This is a genomic window from Nostoc sp. LPT, from assembly GCF_017115165.1.
Classification (GTDB): domain Bacteria; phylum Cyanobacteriota; class Cyanobacteriia; order Cyanobacteriales; family Nostocaceae; genus Nostoc.
In genome coordinates, this window is sequence record NZ_JABXKF010000058.1 from 1 (window position 1) to 16429 (window position 16429).

Below are 16429 nucleotides of genomic sequence, written 5' to 3' on the forward strand. Positions count from 1 at the left end.
ACTTCTCGCTGTGCTTGAGTCTCAAGCTCTTAAATACTAATTAGATAGTCAGGGAATAACTGCCAATCTTCGAGGTCAGGAAGTAGATAGCGATCGCATTCTCAATCAATTCAGAGCCGATTACCTATGGGAACTGGCCGAAATGATGAGTGGCGAAACCCAAACAACCGAAGCTATTGAAATTGCCTATGCTCCTGTTGCCTGGCGCAAAATTGTCGATCAAGCTTTACCAGGGATCGATGAAATGCTTTCCCTGTTAACAGTAATAGAATTGCTAGAGCAACAAGAAGAAGACTTGATTATTTTAGACACTGCTCCTACAGGTCATTTTCTGCGTTTTCTAGAAATGCCAACTGCACTAGCAGACTGGCTAGCTTGGATTTTCAAACTCTGGATCAAGTATCAGAATGTCCTTGGTCGTACAGAGTTTATGGGACGTTTACGAATTTTGCGACAGCGCGTGGTCAAAGCCCAAAAAGTGCTAAAAGACCCACAACAAGCAGAGTTCATTGGGGTTACACTTAACCAGGCTAGTGTACTTGCCGAACAACAACGCCTGTTCAAATCTCTCCAAGAAATAGGTGTGAGCCAGAATTACCTTGTTCTCAACCGCTTTAATTCTACAGCAACCATTAATTGCGATCGTGCGAGCAGGGATGGCTGCAAGACAAATTTTCCAGGTTTGACAATGGTTCGCTTACCTATGCTTCCTCGCTCAGTTCAGCCTTTAGAACGCATCCAAGTAGCAGGCGCCTGTTTATTTTAACGGCTAATTAGACTAAATACTTTCATACCCAAAGAGAAATTTATTATGCATCGCACTCCAAACCGCAGACAAATTCAAGCCAAACTTAGCTCCATGCCTCCTCAACGTTCTCAAGCAAGAGTTTACTTAAATGCTTACAAAATGATGTTAGAGAAGGAGCGTTTAGAACAGGAACTAGAGAAACTCGAAGCACGCCTACATCAGATTCAGCAGCGTCTTGCTATTTTAAATAGTCAAACAATTGCTGAAGAGGACATGACCCATCAGCAAGCAAATACAGACTTGGAGGACAATACACCAAAATTCAAAACCTTAACATTGGAATACTAATTGACCTCAATTGACCTCTAAATCAAATGATTGTAGAAATAATACTACAGGCATCCACCTAGTTGTTTTTTGTAGAATAACCGTTAGTCTTAAAGCGATCGCCTAGTCCTTGGACTGTTATATTTTGGGCGATCGCATCATGGGGTATCAACACATAAATCCAAGGCTTCCCATTATGCTTTAACATATATTCAGAAGCATATTGACACCATTGAACCGCTACATCCTTCTTAGCAAGCACTTGAGGATGATTTATTTCATCTCTATTTTTAGGTTCAAGCATATAGATAATGTCTTCTGTTTCTGCAACAAAATCCGGTTGATATTCTAAATAATCTCCATTCCATTTGTAATAAATCTGAAATTGTCCTCTTGCTGGTTTAAACCACTTAATTGCATCTCCTTCCAAAATTATAGATAATACTCTCTCCGCTTCTGACTTAAATTTTTGTTCTCTATAAAGGCATTTAGAAAAACCTGTAAACACATATTTGGACATATTGCTTTTATCTGGAGGTGAGATTCTATAATCTAAAAAATTAATCAACTTGAATGACTTTATCTGTGTAATACCCTTTGGCAAATTTATCAGATTTAATAAGTTCTAAAAGTTGTGTAGCATGGTAAGTATCACGGGCAATAACAAGCATAAATGGCTTAACAATTGGCTTTCCTGTTTGGAGAGCATAAATTTTTAATTCAGCTTTAATATTTTCGTGTAAATAAATTCCATCTTCTAATTTGATTCGTTCAATTGCTTCTGGTGAGAAACTGGCAGGGTTAAAGTCTTTACGAGTGACAACAGCAGGGTCTTTAACAAAGCCATCTATAATTGCTTTTCCTAGAGAGTATTCATAGATAACATTTTTAAAATATAATGGTTTTCTGCTGGTTTCTACAGATGGTGTAGCGGTGAGTTCTAAACCCATTAATGGTTTTAACTCATTAATAGCGCGAAGGCCTGCTGTAGCTCGATATCGGTGGGATTCATCCATTAAAATTACTAAGTCTTTTAGCTGAGAAAGATAATCAAAATAGCTTTCACCAATATATTCAGATAATCGTTTTATTTTAGGGCTTCTGCCACCGCGCACTTCTGAGTTAATTTTTGATATATTGAAAATATTTATTTTACATGGAATTAGTGGATCTAAAATTGTTCTTGCATTGGTTTCATAGTTGTCACCTGTGATAATAACTGGTGACTGAATAGCGAATTCAGATATACCTGTAAATACATACTTTGGTGTATTGGGTGTGAAATCATTAATTAGTTTGTTATAAATAGTGAGGTTGGGTGCTAACACAAAGAAGTTCTTTATTCCATGTGCTAGGTTTAGATAACTGATAAAAGCACCCATTAGTCGGGTTTTACCCACACCTGTCGCTAATGCAAAACATAGTGAAGGAAATTCACGCTCGAAATTTGTAACAGATGGAAACTCTGTATTGATTCTTGTTAAACTTGTTTCTATATCAAATTGTTCATTGATAGACAAAATTTCACAAATTCGATTTATAATTTCTAACGATCGTCTTTGAGGTGGGCGCAGACTGAGGCGATTAGCAATGTTATTTACAAATTTATTTATCATAATTTATTCATGTCAAATAGCGATTGTTGTAATGGTATTTGTAGTGATTTTGGTGGTGATATTTGTTCAACTGTTGGGGGTGCTTTAGGCAGATTTTCAATTTTCAGGCTGTAATCATCCTGTCCCCATTCACAACGTGAAAGTATTTGTTGAGGAATTTTTTTGATTGTCAGATTTGAGAATATATCGGCTTGGCCACGAAAGGCACTACATAAAACAAGTAGAGTGCGTTCTTCTCCTACTTCATCAGCAAGTTTAGATAATTGTTCGTGATTGAGATTTTGAGTAGTGACATAAATAAAATCCCGTTCCGTAGAATAACCATGCTGCCAATAAAATGTATCTGATGGTGCATAAGTGAAGCCTTCAATTTTGCATAGTGCTTCGGCTAACATGGCGGGATTATATTCTTTGTTAATAATCCAGTTACCCCATTTATCTTTTTCTAAAAGTGATTGTGCAAGGCGATAGTAACGAAACCCTCCACCATCTTTCCAGTTAACTGCTTGAGTAATCCCACCTTTATCTTCACCATCAATCACTTTTTTGAGTCGGGGAATGATATGGGTATGACAATGTTCACCTAGTTCAATCATGATCCAGCGTCTTCCCATTTTGTGTGCTACTGCGCCTGTTGTTCCTGAACCTGCAAAGGAATCTAATACTAGATCACCTGAATTTGTTGCAATTTCTAGAACTCGCTGGATTAATCCTTCTGGTTTGGGTGTAATAAAGTCATCTGCAAGAGAAGAACTACCTAATACAGCACGAATTTCTTTTCTAGCAGTATCAGTATGACTTGCGTATTCGTGACTCCAAAAAGTTTGGGGTATAATACCTTGATTTTTAAGTTTATCTTTATAACGTTTGAAAGAAGGAGTTTTAGAAAGTCCCTCCTTTCCCCAGTAAATTAAATCATCCTGAAGATGTTGTTTGTGTGTTTCCTGAGAATAAGCCCAAACTCTAGTAGGGCTTGGCCAAATCTTCTCACCAGTATTAGGTTGAGTTATTGGATAATAAAGATTAGGTCTTTCTTCAGAGCTTTTATTGCAAGTATAGTTATCAATACGAAAAACTCCTTTTTCATCTGAATATCGGTACTGACGATTCTTTTCTTCAGTTCTTTTTAAAAGGTTACGTTGCCAAGATTCGCTTTTTCTATAAACCAGAATATGATCGTGCATTGGTGCAATAGTCTTGTGATCATTAGCAACTGCATATTTCTTTTGCCAAACTACATTAGCGACGAAATTTGCACGTCCAAAAATCTCATCACACATTACTTTTAAATAATGAGCTTCATTATCATCAATTGTGATCCATAAAGAACCGTCTTCAGACAATAAATTACGCAAAATTTCTAAACTATCTCTCATTAAAGAAAGCCATATAGAATGCTCAACCCCATCATCATAATGTTCAAAAACAGAACCTGTATTATATGGAATATCAATAAAAATACATTTAATTTTGCCTATAAATTCCTGTTCTAAAGCCTTGAGAACTAACAAGTTATCACCAAAAATTAAACGATTATCAAAGATATCATTTTCACTAACCTGATGTGCAGCATGGTAAGATTTCTCAGCATCTTCTAATAAAATTCGTGGCTCTAATTTAGGGCGAATTTCTTTACCAATCCATGTAAGTTCAAGTCTCTGCTTTTTAGCCTTGACAAGATCCCTGATCCCATCACAGAATTTTTTATTATCTCCCATGTTTGGAGCATTCCCCGCTTTAGCTTGCACCAACCAAAGCAAGTTTTTATTCCGATCAAAATAAACTGCATCAATCCCGTTATCATTTTCACCATTGATGATCGAGTGAGCAGCTTGAGCAGGAGTAATATTAGCAACATTAGCGATCGCAAATGCAGCCAAAGAACGACTCAAACAATTTTTTTCATGTTGTTCTGGTGTCCAATTTCTCTGAAGTTGAGGAATCATCGGCAGATAATCCCGTGCTATAACTTCTATGATTTGAGCCTTTTTCGCTTTAGTATTCGGCTTTGACATTGGGTAATCACCCGTATTTGAATTGTTGTTAATACATCATCCTAGAGTAGTGTACCTTTGGAATACAGATATCGTTGCTCAATTCGGGGATTGCTGGTGATGATAATTTATTACACATTTAATGTGCATAAAATAACAATTAAATAAAATCGTATAATTCCGACTATGCCAGCAATCTGCCCTCTGGCTCCTGCCTTATTTTCCAAGTAGAAAGCAAAAAATCACACAAGCTAGACGCTCATGTGATCGATCGCACAACCAGGGCATGAAAATATTTCTTTTCCTATTCCGTATTCCCTGTTCCCTGTTCCCTAATCTTGTGTCCGATCGCGTTCCTGCTGTTCTGCTTCCAGAATCGCTAACAAAAGAGCTTCTTCTTGAATTTCAAACTCTTCTTCAGGAATTTCTCCCATATCAAAAGCAAGTTGGAGTGCAAGAAGTTGCTTGCTGAGATTTTCTTTATCATCAATTTCAGTATTCGCCTGTTCTAAAATTTTTTCCCCAAGCCACGTTACCCCCATTAATGGGCCCGTAATCGGTAATAGTAAGAAGCGCAGAACCATATTGCTTTACACTTGTGTGGATTTATGAAAACTGTCCTCGCAAGACCGTAATTATGCTGATGACATAGATATTAAACATTACTAGTCTTGTGTTGATGCCAAAATGCGTTGGATTTGAGTCCAGTTAAGGCTGATTGACATCTGTATTTGATATTTATGATGTAAAAAAAATTACTTTTGCATAATATTACTATTTAGGAGGAACTTATAGTTTGACAACTGTATTAAATGCATCTCCGCAGCGATTTGTCAATACACCTGCTGTTCAACGCATCGCTCAACGTGCTTTGCGCTATCTACACTCAGGTTTTTCAGTACATTTACGTGGTTCTGCCGGAGTCGGAAAAACTACTCTGGCAATGCATCTAGCTGATTTGCTCAACCAGCCTATCATCCTCTTATTTGGAGATGATGAGTTTAAAACCTCAGACTTGATCGGTAATCAATTAGGTTACACCCGCAAAAAGGTTGTTGATAACTTCATTCATAGCGTTGTTAAAGTTGAAGATGAACTCCGACAACACTGGGTTGATGCACGATTAACCCTAGCTTGTAAAGAAGGATTTACGCTGGTTTACGACGAATTCAATCGATCGCACCCGGAGGTAAATAACGTTTTACTCTCCGTACTAGAAGAGAGGTTGTTAGTATTACCAATGAACCAACATCGAGCAGAGTATATTCGGGTTCATCCTCAGTTTCGGGCAATATTAACATCAAATCCTCAAGAGTATTGTGGAGTCCATGCAACTCAGGATGCTTTGATGGATCGTGTTATTACCATCGATATGCCTACACCTGATGAACTGAGTCAGCAGGAAATTGTAGTTCATAAAACAGGCATAGATTCCGAGAAAGCAGAAGTAATTGTGCGCTTAGTACGGACGTTTTGGAGTCGATCTGGCTCTGGGCTGGGCGGTGGATTGCGTTCCTGTCTGATGATTGCCAAAATCTGCCACGAACACGAAATTTCCGTAAACCCTGGAGATCCTTGCTTCCAAGATATTTGTGCCGATATCCTGCTTTCTCGCACGAATCAACCTCTCATGGAAGCAACTCGGCTACTGGAAGAGGTTTTGAGTGAATTATATCATAGTATAAATACTCAATCTAAGTCGTCAGAGATAATACCAAACAACCAAAATCAGATTGTATTGGAACAACGAGTACCTTACGAGCATGAAGTCTACAACTACCTATGTAATTCTCCGGGAAGGCCTTTCTCTGATTTGGCAGCAGAATTAGGGATCGATCGCAGTCAAATTGTGGCTGCACTCAAGTCTCTCAGAGAGCAGGGAGTATTAGTACAAATGCAGGGCAATGCCGATCTGCCGAACGTATCACAGACAGTTGCTTTTGATTCTGGCCATTTAATAAACAAATGAGTACTAATACTAACCGAGGAGTGATCACAGCAACTCAGGGTTCTAGCTTGGCAGATATTCTAGAACGGGTTCTGGATAAAGGCATTGTTATCGCAGGAGATATTTCTATTTCCGTCGGCTCCACAGAATTGCTCAACATTCGGATTCGTTTGTTGATTTCTTCTGTTGATAAAGCCAAAGAGATTGGAATTAACTGGTGGGAGAGCGACCCCTATCTTAATAGTCAAACTCGCAGCTTATTAACAACTAATCAACAACTTCAAGAGCGTGTTGCCAGTCTAGAAACAGAACTGCGATCACTCCAAGCACTCAATCCTATTAGTCATCAGAATGCAGGCGATTAGCAAATCAAAAGGTTCCGATTCCGGTTTAGCACCGTTGTTATTGACGGTTGTTGAGCTGATACGCCAACTCATGGAAGCTCAGGTGATTCGGCGAATGGATGCTGGCACCCTCAACGACAATGAGCTAGATCGGGCTGCTGAAAGCCTGCAACAGCTAGAACAACAGATTATTCAGCTTTGCGAGATATTTGATATTGACCCAGCCGATCTAAATATTAACTTGGGTGAAATGGGAACTTTACTTCCCCAATCTGGAGGATACTACCCCGGTGAAACCTCTAGTCAACCCTCTATCCTAGAACTCCTTGATCGCCTATTAAATACGGGTGTTGTGGTTGAAGGTGACTTGGACTTAGGACTGGCTCAGTTAAGCTTAGTTCATGCCAAGTTAAGATTAGTACTCACTTCTAAACCCCTGTAACTTTTTTATCTACATTCTTCTTGGTAAGACATTTATATGAGTTTTTACATTTATGGAATTTTGACCTTGCCTGCTCCAGAAAACTTAAATTTACAGGGCTTAGATGGGCAACCCGTGCAAATTAAAATTTTGAATGGTTTTGCAGTGATCTACTCCGAAGCCCAGCAAGAGCGTTATTTGGCAAGCCGTCGTAACCTGCTAAGTCATGAGAAAGTCCTTGAGGAAATCATGCAAGCAGGCGATCGCAATTTACTCCCAGTGCAATTTGGACTTTTGGTTTCCAGCTGGGAAACTGTTTCACAGCAATTAATTCGTCCTCATCAAGAAGAATTGACGCAATTGCTTGCGAAGTTATCGGGTTGCCGAGAAGTGAGTGTCAAAGTTTTTTGGGATACCGATGTAGAAATTCAGGGACTGTTGGCAGAACACCCAGACCTCAAAACCGAAAGGGATAAGCTAATGGGTCAACCCCTGAGTATGGAACAAGCGATCCAAATAGGGCAAGCCATCGAACAGGGAATGAACGATCGCAAGCAAGGCATCATAGATGTATTTCAAGGCACGCTCAACTCGATTGCGATCGATGTGGTGGAAAATACTCCCCAAATGGACACAATGATCTACAATTCAGCCTACCTAATTCCTTGGGAAGCAGAATCACAATTTAGCGAATACGTTGAAGCACTCGATCGTAAATTTGAAGAACGTTTGCGAATTCGCTACAACAATTTCACTGCCCCGTATAACTTTGCTCGTCTGCAATTATTCAGTTCCAATTGATTAATTCCTCTCCCTGTTGAACAGCAATAAAAATAAAACTTACGCAAAAAACCTCTCAACCCCTCATTACTCTGTGTCCTCTGTGTACTCTGTGTACTCTGTGGTACCCTTCGGCAAGGCGCTTTGCGTCTACGTTTTTCCGTTACCTGTGCGTAAGTCCTGAAAATTGAAAATCAAAAATTATTAAAACTTTTAATTTTTTTTGAAAATTAAATTAGAAATTAAATTTTTCTCTGTCTTTTATTTAAGTAAAATCAATGGACGATATATTTAAAGGATTTGAACAGCTATTAGAAATTGCTAAAGCTTTAGAAGAAAAAGTAGAGAAAGGGGAGTTAAAAACTTCTATTCAAATTCAGTCTCATCATCTCAGTAGTATTCCCCGGCAAGGCAATATTCCCAGAAAAAGTAGTTCCAGCCGAGTCCAATCCAATTCCACCGTTGGCACCACCAATACATCTACACCAACGGATGATGCTGATGTCACCCCACCATCAGCTCGAACGAACTCAAAAGCTTCTTGGCAACATGTCGGCGGCTTGGCTGATATTCTCAAAGAAATCAGAGAGTTAGTCGAAATTCCCCTTAAACGTCCAGATTTATTGGTGAAATTAGGGTTAGAGCCTCTGCGTGGAGTTTTGCTAGTAGGCCCGCCCGGTACGGGAAAAACTTTAACAGCCCGTGTTTTGGCAGAAGAGTTAGAGTTAAACTACATTGCCATCAATGGCCCAGAGGTGATGAGCAAGTATTACGGGGAAGCAGAAGCTCGTTTACGAAGCATTTTTGAGAAAGCAACTCGTTCTGCTCCCTGTCTGATATTTATAGATGAAATTGACAGTCTGGCCCCAGATCGCAGCCAAGTAGAAGGTGAAGTTGAAAAAAGACTAGTGGCACAATTGCTTGGGTTAATGGATGGGTTTGCCAAAACGGAGGGCGTACTTGTATTAGCGGCAACAAATCGTCCCGATTATCTCGATCCGGCGCTGCGTCGTCCGGGACGCTTCGATCGCGAAGTTCATTTTCGGGTTCCCGATCGCGATGGACGATTGGAAATTCTCACGATTTTGACAAGTGCTATGCCCTTGGAGACTTCAGTGAATTTAGGAGCGATCGCTGATTTAGCAGTCGGATTTGTCGGTGCCGATATCAAAGCTCTTTGTCAAAAAGCAGCCTACATTGCCCTTCGTCGTCAAGTCCCCTCGCTCAACAGTCCCGTTCCTGAGAACATGACTATCATCCAGCAGGATTTTCTCGAAGCAATTAAGGAGATAAAACCCTCAGTTCTTAGGGCTGTAGCAATTGAAGCACCAAGTGTCAGTTGGGATGACATTGGTGGTTTGGATAACGTTAAACAAAAACTTCAAGAATCTGTTGAAGGCGCACTCCTCTATCCCGAACTATACGAGCAAACCAAAGCCAAGCCTCCTCGTGGAATTCTGTTGTGGGGGCCGCCAGGAACGGGAAAAACATTACTTGCAAAAGCGATCGCTTCCCAGGCTAGAGCCAACTTTATTGCGGTGAATGGCCCGGAATTACTAAGCCGATGGGTAGGTGCCGCAGAACAGGCAGTCAGAGAACTCTTTCGCAAAGCTCGGCAAGCAGCTCCTTGCGTTGTGTTTGTAGATGAAATTGATACCTTGGCACCAGCACGGGGACGATTCAGTGGTGATTCTGGAGTTAGCGATCGCGTTGTTGGTCAACTGCTCACGGAACTGGATGGGTTGCATGAATGCCCGAAAGTACTGTTAGTAGGAGCAACCAATCGTCCAGAAACGCTCGATCCTGCCTTGCTCAGAGCGGGAAGATTGGACTTACAAATAAAAATCGATCTACCAGATCGAGCCAGCCGATTAGCGATTTTACAAGTTCACAATCTAGATCGTCCCCTGGTTGATGTCGATTTAGAAATCTGGGCGACAGTTACCGAGGATTGGAATGGGGCAGACTTGGCTTTGTTGAGCAATCAAGCTGCTTTAAGCGCAATTCGTCGATACCGCGCCCAGGAATTGAGTGACTCCAGCCTGATTCAGATTACAAATGATGATTTCCAAGTTACATACCAAATGCTTGCTAATCAGCATCAATCTCAATAGAAGGCAGAAGGCAGGATAGCACAGCGTAAAGCCTTCTCTTCTCTTTCAGAGACGCTAACGCGAACGAGAGGCTTCTCTTTCAGAGACGCTAACGTGAACGCCAACGGCATGGCTTCGCTTAGAGCGAGTCCGCGTACTCTGTAAGAGTTGCAAGCTACGCGCAGCGTCTCGTAGAGAGCGTCGGCAGAAGGCAGAAGGAAGAGGTAAGAATTTTCATGCTTGATTGTGCCAAAACTAGGCATGAATAGCTTACTTGAAAAAACGCAGAAGTTCAGAGCGGAAGCTATTTAAGTAGAACGGTGCAAATAAACAGAACTATGTAACTAAAAGTAAATTTAACTAAAACCCTCTTCTCTTGTGCCTCTTACCTTCTGCCTTCTGTATCGTGCCTCATCCCAACTACAAATATTCACGCCGACCTACTTATGTCAATATACGCTTATGCTCTTTTAGTACCGACCGCATCACCACTGGTTCTACCTTTAGGGATGGAAAGGAATATTGAACTCGTTTACTCTTCTGGTTTGGGCGCGATCGTAGAAGCGGAAATCTCATTGGAGGCAATACAGGCAAAGGATGAGCGTTTGCTTCAAGCTGTATTAAACCACGATCGCGTAATTCGAGAACTTTTTCAACAAACTCCCCTGCTTCCTCTACGCTTTGGGAGCGGTTTTACCTCTGTAGAAAAACTGCTGAATCATCTAGAACAGCACCAAGAGCAATATCTAGAAACCCTAACTCAGCTAGCAGACAAAGTTGAGTTCACTTTAAAAGCTACACCCTGTGATTTGCATGACGATTCTGACACTATTGATGCTAGGGGAAAAGCCTATTTATTAGCTAAAAAACAACGCTACCAAACACAGCAAGCATTTCAAACACAACAATGCGAACAGTGGGAACTCTTGAACCAGTTAATTCTCAAAACATATACAAATGTTATCTGTGAGACTCGACAGCCAGATGTGCGGCAAATCCACTTTTTGGCACAGCGCAACGATTCAACGCTCAGTACGCAGCAATTTTCCCTCTGGCAAGTACAATGCTCGCACTGGCAGTTGGCACTGAGCGAACCTCTACCACCCTATCATTTTCTCAAAAATACTCTCATATAAATTCATAAAAAATAAGATTTAAAACTTTCCCAGAAAAAATAAAGGTGAGCTGATTTTTTCTTTAATTTTTTCTAAAAAAATAGTAACTGCCTAGCTGGTAGTATTTGAAGAAAGGAAACCAGAGACATTACCTTGTAAAGCCTCAGTAATAACTTCCAAGAGATTCAGACCATGCTTATACCAATTCTCTACGAAGATGCGCCTAATTATTTTGGGACATAGCGAATTATCTTCAGAAAACCTCTGTGTACCTTTGCGCTAACCTCTGCGTACCTTTGCGTTGAAAAAAAGCTAGAATTTGGCGCAGCTTTACAAAGAAACGGTATTAGAAGCAGTAGAGACAAAAAAACGGATATTGGCGAATGAAACCGCAAAATTGAATCAGCCAAAGCCACCGGAAATTTTCTGCTTACACCTACCATATTTTTTCCTTGATAGGAATCATCTTTACCTTCTTACCTGGGCAGTTACAAAAAATATTGTTAACTTTTTAGGATTTTTTTATTTTCTTATATTTATCTGATATTTTTGGGAACACTAAACCCAGGAAGAATAAAACACATTGTGTAAATTTTACCTATTGCTCAATCAGAGCAGGATGAAATCAATAATTAGAATTGTGAGAGCAAAAGAAAATGGCTGTTGAAAAAGTTAACTCATCTTCAAGTCTGGCTGAAGTTATTGACCGCATTTTGGACAAAGGAATTGTAGTTGATGCTTGGGTACGTGTTTCTTTAGTTGGTATTGAACTGCTATCAATAGAAGCTCGGATTGTGATTGCTTCAGTTGAAACTTACTTAAGATATGCCGAGGCAGTTGGTTTAACATCTCAGGCTGCTGTTCCATCTGCTGCTTAACAGCACATTAGAAAAAGGGAGTCTTCATGGCTCCTATTTAATATTTTTAGTTTACAAAATAGGATATTCCATCTGATGGCTCTCAAGAATTTATGGGAACAAGAGCGATCGCAGCGATTGCAAATAACTGCTGAACGCCGTCAACAAGTTAACCAGTGGAAACAGCTAACTCAACAAGAACTTCAGCTGCAAGCAGATTTGCTTCATCAAGACTTGAGCAGTTTTGTTACCAGCCTTGACAACAACAGAAAGTTACAACAGCAGCAATTTCAGCAAGAGATTGTAGAGCGGCAATTGGAAATATTACAAATAAAAACAGATGTCTGGCAACGCCAGCAAGAATACCGCCAACAGCGGGCAGCAAAGGCTCAGGCATTATTCCAAAACTTGCAAAATTTTCGGGCAATCTTACATAACAGTGTTTGGGGCGATTACAGTGATGAACAAGCTGTTTCCTCGACTCCTGCTAAAGAAGAGAAATTAGTTGTAACAGTTCCAAAATGGTCAATCTCCCGTTCTGCAATTAAAGCTACTGGTATTCGTCCTTCCGTCAATACCATGACTAAGAAAGTGCCTGCCTTGAATGCAGATTCTGTTAAATCTAAAGTGCTGCAATACATTCAGCAAGCTGAAGGAGCTACTCTGATAGAAATTGAAGAGGTGATAGGCTTAAGTCGGGTGCAAACGATAGATATCCTGCGCTCCTCGATCAAGCAAGGGGTACTAGAACAACGCGATCGCCAATACTTTATTCGGCAACCAGCAATTTCTTCACAAACTTAATTCAAGCTCATTTTTTGTATTTGCAGACTAGCAATTGGGCGATCGTTTGTGTCTATCGCCTTAAGCAGCATAGTACACAATCGATAAGCATTAAAGCTGGTCTATGCTTTGTAGTATTCAACATTTCCATTTTTATTAAGGTCTGTATTGCAACTACATCTATACAAGCAATTTGCTCAGTAGATGTGACATAAAAAAGTAATATAGTTAACCTACTAATACTTAGAAAAAGGGCTTAAATCTTTGTTCAAGCTTCCGGCTTTGAACTTTAAAAATGTTCGGATTGGAAAGGGATATAACAAGCTGGGGTAGCTCAATCGAGGTTTTGAACTGTGCTATTGGCGATCGCACGATGAAGTTAGTAAGCTGGATTGTTTGAGAAATTCTAATGTAAATGCAAAACTCAAGATATATAAAGAGGTGCGATCCATTGTGAATCAATTGATCGAGCAACTTCAAACTAAATTATTCACAGGCAGGCTGAATCTTGAAGCCAGAGATGGGTCGGCTTGGACGCTATATTTTCGTTTAGGACGATTAATTTGGCAGGCTGGCGGTTATAATGCCAATGAGCGATGGCGACGATACTTGTCGCAGTACTGTTCTAATCTGGATGTGACACAGTTGGAGCGGCTTGTCTCTCCCCAGGAAAATTATCGCGAGTATTGCATTCTTGCTAAGTTGCGAGAACAAAAATTAATCGAACAACAACAACTTGTTAATCTGATTACAAGCTTAATAGCTGAAGTCCTGTTTGATATAATGCAGTACATTGAAGCCAAAAGAAATGGCGACAATCCAGCAGGGCAGTTGTCACATACTATCGTTGTTGGTGAAGTTCCTGGGTTTCTCCTAACTGTAATACCAACTGAGGAAGTCTTGAAACAGGCTACACAAGCCTGGCAAGAATGGCGAGATGCAGGACTGGCAAGTTACTCGCCCAATTTATTTCCTGTCATTCAACAACTTGAGCTACTCCAAGGACAAGCATCCTCTAAACAGATTATTTCTCTAGTTGATGGAACAAAAACTTTACGAGGTCTAGGGCAAAAAAGTGGTCGGGATGTCTTAGCTTTGACCCGGTTCTTGATGCCATTAGTAAAAGCAGGGGCGATCGCTTTTTCACCCACCCCAAACCTCAGGAAGGTTGGGATTATTCAAGAAACTGGCAACCCGTCCAGTGCAGTTAATAATTCCAATTCTTCACTGAAGAGAGAAGAGGAAACTGTTATACTTGCGCCCGATTTTAAAAAAGTTGCTCCCCCAGCGACTAGTAAAGAAATTGTCAGTTCGTCTAGTGCAGTTAATAATTCTAATTCTTCACTCAAGAGAGAAGAAGACACTGTTATACAAGTTGCCCTCCCAGCAGCTAGCAAAGCAATTATTGATGTCTCAAGACCTTTAGTAGCCTGTGTGGATGATAGTCCGACTATCTGTCGCAGTTTGGAGGAAATTCTCACCCATCAAGGTTATCGCTTTGTTGGCATTCAAGAGTCCTTGACGGCAGTTTTAAAGCTAATTAAAAGCAAGCCTGACTTCATTTTTTTGGATCTTTTAATGCCAAAAGTGAATGGCTATGAAATTTGTTCTCAAATCCGTAAAACTCCAAGTCTCAAAGATGTGCCGGTTGTGATCTTAACGGGGAAAGATGGAATAGTAGATCGGATGCGAGCAAAATTAGTCGGGGCAACTGACTTTTTGGGTAAACCCGTAGAACAAGACAAAGTACTCAATGTGCTTCACAAGTATTTAACCGTTTAGGTTGAAGCGACAGTCATGCCGATGGCTCCCCTAGATCCATTTTTAAAACCGATTTTGGATGGGAAATTACTCTCTTAATCTGGCTTTGTATTAATTCATTTGTCGCAATTATTTTTCAAATTCTGAATTAAATAGTTAGGAAAAAAATGAAAAAAGTTCTTTTAGTTGAAGATAGCCTTACAGAATCCGAAAAGATGACACGTTACCTAGAGCAAGGAGGATATTCAGTTTATGAAGTTCGCAGTGGTGAAGAGGCTCAACTCAGGTTGAAACAACAAAAACCTGACTTGATCTTACTGGATTTGATTTTGCCAGGCCAAAGTGGATTTGAATTCTGCCGCAAGTTGAAAGCCGATCCGATAACAAAAGCAATCCCGGTAGTGATTTGCTCAACTAAAAACACAGATGTTGATAAAACTTGGGGCACTATGAGTGGTGCCGATGGCTATTTAGTCAAACCTGTAGATGAAAATACCTTGCTCCAGACTGTTAATAAATTTATTCGCTAAAGGAAACTGGGGCAATGATACAGGGCAATGATAGTTTTTCTTCGCTACCCATTAATAGCCAATTTCGACTTGAAAACTCTCCCCAAGGAAACAACCAGAGGTTTTTAAGATTTCCATTGAATGGAAAGGTAAATGGGTTACTCCCACTAGCTGATTTGCGGGGAGTAATTCAGGTTGCACTCACCGAGATTTTACCAGTACCGCAGGTAGCAGAATTCTTGTTAGGCATAATGAATTGGCGGGGAGAAGCTATCTGGATTCTTGATTTAGCAGGTTTGTTGGGAGCAACACACTGGTGTCGGCAAGAAAGTTTGCGTAACTCTGGCATGGCGATGCTTGTTCAAGTCCAGAATCAAACCGTTGGGCTTTTGGTGGAGCAAGTCAATACCATTGAAGTTTATGACTCCCAAGAGCGGTTAGCGGTTTCGACATCGATGTTACCTGCCCGACTAGGCTCGTTCTTGCAGGGTTACTTTGTGGATTCTCAAGGTAGCCCTTTGATGTTAATTGACACCCATGTTGTGATTCAAGCCCTTCAGCCTCTGTGAACTACTTAGACTTGCCTACGGCTGAAGTTGATCGCTCCCAATTCATCGGGAATAGCCTCAAAAACTCCGTAGTTTTTTTGGTCTTACATTCCCTCCAAGGGCAGGAGTCCTGGTTCCCAAGACCCAAATCTTTTACCCTGAGCGTAGTCCTTCGCGGAGCGTCTCGCAGAGAAGGGTTTTCTTGCAACATATACCTATTAGCTTGGTTTTCGCTTATGGCATTGATGGTCAAGATATCAGCTATCCTACCAGAAAATTCTGGGGATTCGTCATCCATCCAGAATTTGTTTTTACTTTGTAAAAAATCAATTCTAGATACAATCCTCATCCCCCACTCACAATCCCCACCTTATGACATTGAAGGTGGGGACTTGCGCGATACGTTAAAGTTCAGAGCTTCCTATACAAAGCCAAGGGCGGACGCACAAAGGCTTCTGTGCGCCCAAGCCGTTCTAAAAAAGTAATACCAATTTCAAAAAAGAATGCTCCAGATACACGCTTCCAAAGCCTTGTTCTGTCTGCCTTTCTTAATGCATGAATTTTGAATGCGTGAATTTTGAATTG

General features: G+C 40.5%; 17 protein-coding genes. 13 read left to right on the forward strand and 4 right to left on the reverse strand.

What is annotated here, in order from left to right:
- Positions 1–55 precede the first annotated feature (55 nt).
- Both HWQ58_RS13760 and HWQ58_RS13765 read left to right on the forward strand, forming a co-directional pair.
- On the forward strand, positions 56–766 hold the full coding sequence (locus HWQ58_RS13760; protein WP_292863249.1) for an ArsA-related P-loop ATPase: 711 nt from the start codon (positions 56–58) through the stop codon (positions 764–766).
- Positions 767–811: 45 nt separating this feature from the next.
- On the forward strand, positions 812–1096 hold the full coding sequence (locus HWQ58_RS13765) for a hypothetical protein (protein WP_292863094.1): 285 nt from the start codon (positions 812–814) through the stop codon (positions 1094–1096).
- A gap of 58 nt (positions 1097–1154) precedes the next feature.
- On the opposite strand, the gene HWQ58_RS13770 is transcribed toward HWQ58_RS13765, so the two are convergent.
- The 4 genes from HWQ58_RS13770 to HWQ58_RS13785 all read right to left on the reverse strand — a co-directional run bounded on the left by HWQ58_RS13770 (position 1155) and on the right by HWQ58_RS13785 (position 5269).
- Positions 1155–1595: a hypothetical protein gene (locus HWQ58_RS13770; RefSeq protein WP_292863097.1), complete on the reverse strand. Its 441-nt coding sequence runs from the start codon at positions 1593–1595 to the stop codon at positions 1155–1157.
- 40 nt (positions 1596–1635) lie between these two features.
- Entirely contained in the window at positions 1636–2691 is a 1056-nt protein-coding gene (locus HWQ58_RS13775) for a DEAD/DEAH box helicase family protein (RefSeq protein WP_292863100.1), read from the reverse strand.
- Positions 2688–4706: a DNA methyltransferase gene (locus HWQ58_RS13780; protein WP_292863103.1), complete on the reverse strand. Its 2019-nt coding sequence runs from the start codon at positions 4704–4706 to the stop codon at positions 2688–2690. The genes HWQ58_RS13775 and HWQ58_RS13780 overlap by 4 nt, the downstream gene beginning before the upstream one ends.
- A 311-nt stretch (positions 4707–5017) precedes the next feature.
- On the reverse strand, positions 5018–5269 hold the full coding sequence (locus tag HWQ58_RS13785) for a gas vesicle protein GvpG (protein ID WP_292863106.1): 252 nt from the start codon (positions 5267–5269) through the stop codon (positions 5018–5020).
- A gap of 212 nt (positions 5270–5481) precedes the next feature.
- Between HWQ58_RS13785 and gvpN the strand changes: the two genes are divergently transcribed.
- The 11 genes from gvpN (at position 5482) to HWQ58_RS13840 (ending at position 15865) form a co-directional block, all read left to right on the forward strand.
- The gene (gene gvpN / locus HWQ58_RS13790) at positions 5482–6654 is read left to right on the forward strand and encodes a gas vesicle protein GvpN (protein ID WP_292863109.1); all 1173 of its coding nucleotides are present in this window, start codon (positions 5482–5484) and stop codon (positions 6652–6654) included.
- Positions 6651–6998 carry a gas vesicle protein gene (locus HWQ58_RS13795; RefSeq protein WP_292863112.1) on the forward strand — a complete coding sequence of 116 codons (348 nt, stop codon included), beginning with the start codon at positions 6651–6653 and terminating at the stop codon, positions 6996–6998. The genes gvpN and HWQ58_RS13795 overlap by 4 nt, the downstream gene beginning before the upstream one ends.
- The gene (locus HWQ58_RS13800) at positions 6985–7419 is read left to right on the forward strand and encodes a gas vesicle protein K (protein ID WP_292863114.1); all 435 of its coding nucleotides are present in this window, start codon (positions 6985–6987) and stop codon (positions 7417–7419) included. Before HWQ58_RS13795 ends, HWQ58_RS13800 begins: the two co-directional genes overlap by 14 nt.
- Before the next feature lie 36 nt (positions 7420–7455).
- The gene (locus HWQ58_RS13805) at positions 7456–8199 is read left to right on the forward strand and encodes a GvpL/GvpF family gas vesicle protein (protein WP_292863117.1); all 744 of its coding nucleotides are present in this window, start codon (positions 7456–7458) and stop codon (positions 8197–8199) included.
- 257 nt (positions 8200–8456) lie between these two features.
- Positions 8457–10292, forward strand: a complete 1836-nt coding sequence (locus HWQ58_RS13810; RefSeq protein ID WP_292863120.1) for an AAA family ATPase — start codon at positions 8457–8459, stop codon at positions 10290–10292.
- Positions 10293–10717: 425 nt separating this feature from the next.
- Positions 10718–11407: a GvpL/GvpF family gas vesicle protein gene (locus tag HWQ58_RS13815; RefSeq protein ID WP_292863123.1), complete on the forward strand. Its 690-nt coding sequence runs from the start codon at positions 10718–10720 to the stop codon at positions 11405–11407.
- 635 nt (positions 11408–12042) lie between these two features.
- Positions 12043–12264: a gas vesicle structural protein GvpA gene (gene gvpA, locus HWQ58_RS13820; RefSeq protein WP_163931998.1), complete on the forward strand. Its 222-nt coding sequence runs from the start codon at positions 12043–12045 to the stop codon at positions 12262–12264.
- A gap of 75 nt (positions 12265–12339) precedes the next feature.
- Positions 12340–13047 (forward strand): gas vesicle protein GvpC, encoded by a 708-nt coding sequence (locus tag HWQ58_RS13825; protein ID WP_292863127.1) that lies wholly within the window; start codon positions 12340–12342, stop codon positions 13045–13047.
- Positions 13048–13479: 432 nt separating this feature from the next.
- Positions 13480–14808, forward strand: a complete 1329-nt coding sequence (locus HWQ58_RS13830) for a response regulator (protein WP_292863130.1) — start codon at positions 13480–13482, stop codon at positions 14806–14808.
- 146 nt (positions 14809–14954) lie between these two features.
- Positions 14955–15317, forward strand: coding sequence for a response regulator (locus HWQ58_RS13835; RefSeq protein WP_104905242.1), 363 nt, complete (start codon positions 14955–14957; stop codon positions 15315–15317).
- A gap of 14 nt (positions 15318–15331) precedes the next feature.
- On the forward strand, positions 15332–15865 hold the full coding sequence (locus HWQ58_RS13840; RefSeq protein WP_292863135.1) for a chemotaxis protein CheW: 534 nt from the start codon (positions 15332–15334) through the stop codon (positions 15863–15865).
- The last annotated feature ends 564 nt before the right edge of the window (positions 15866–16429 follow it).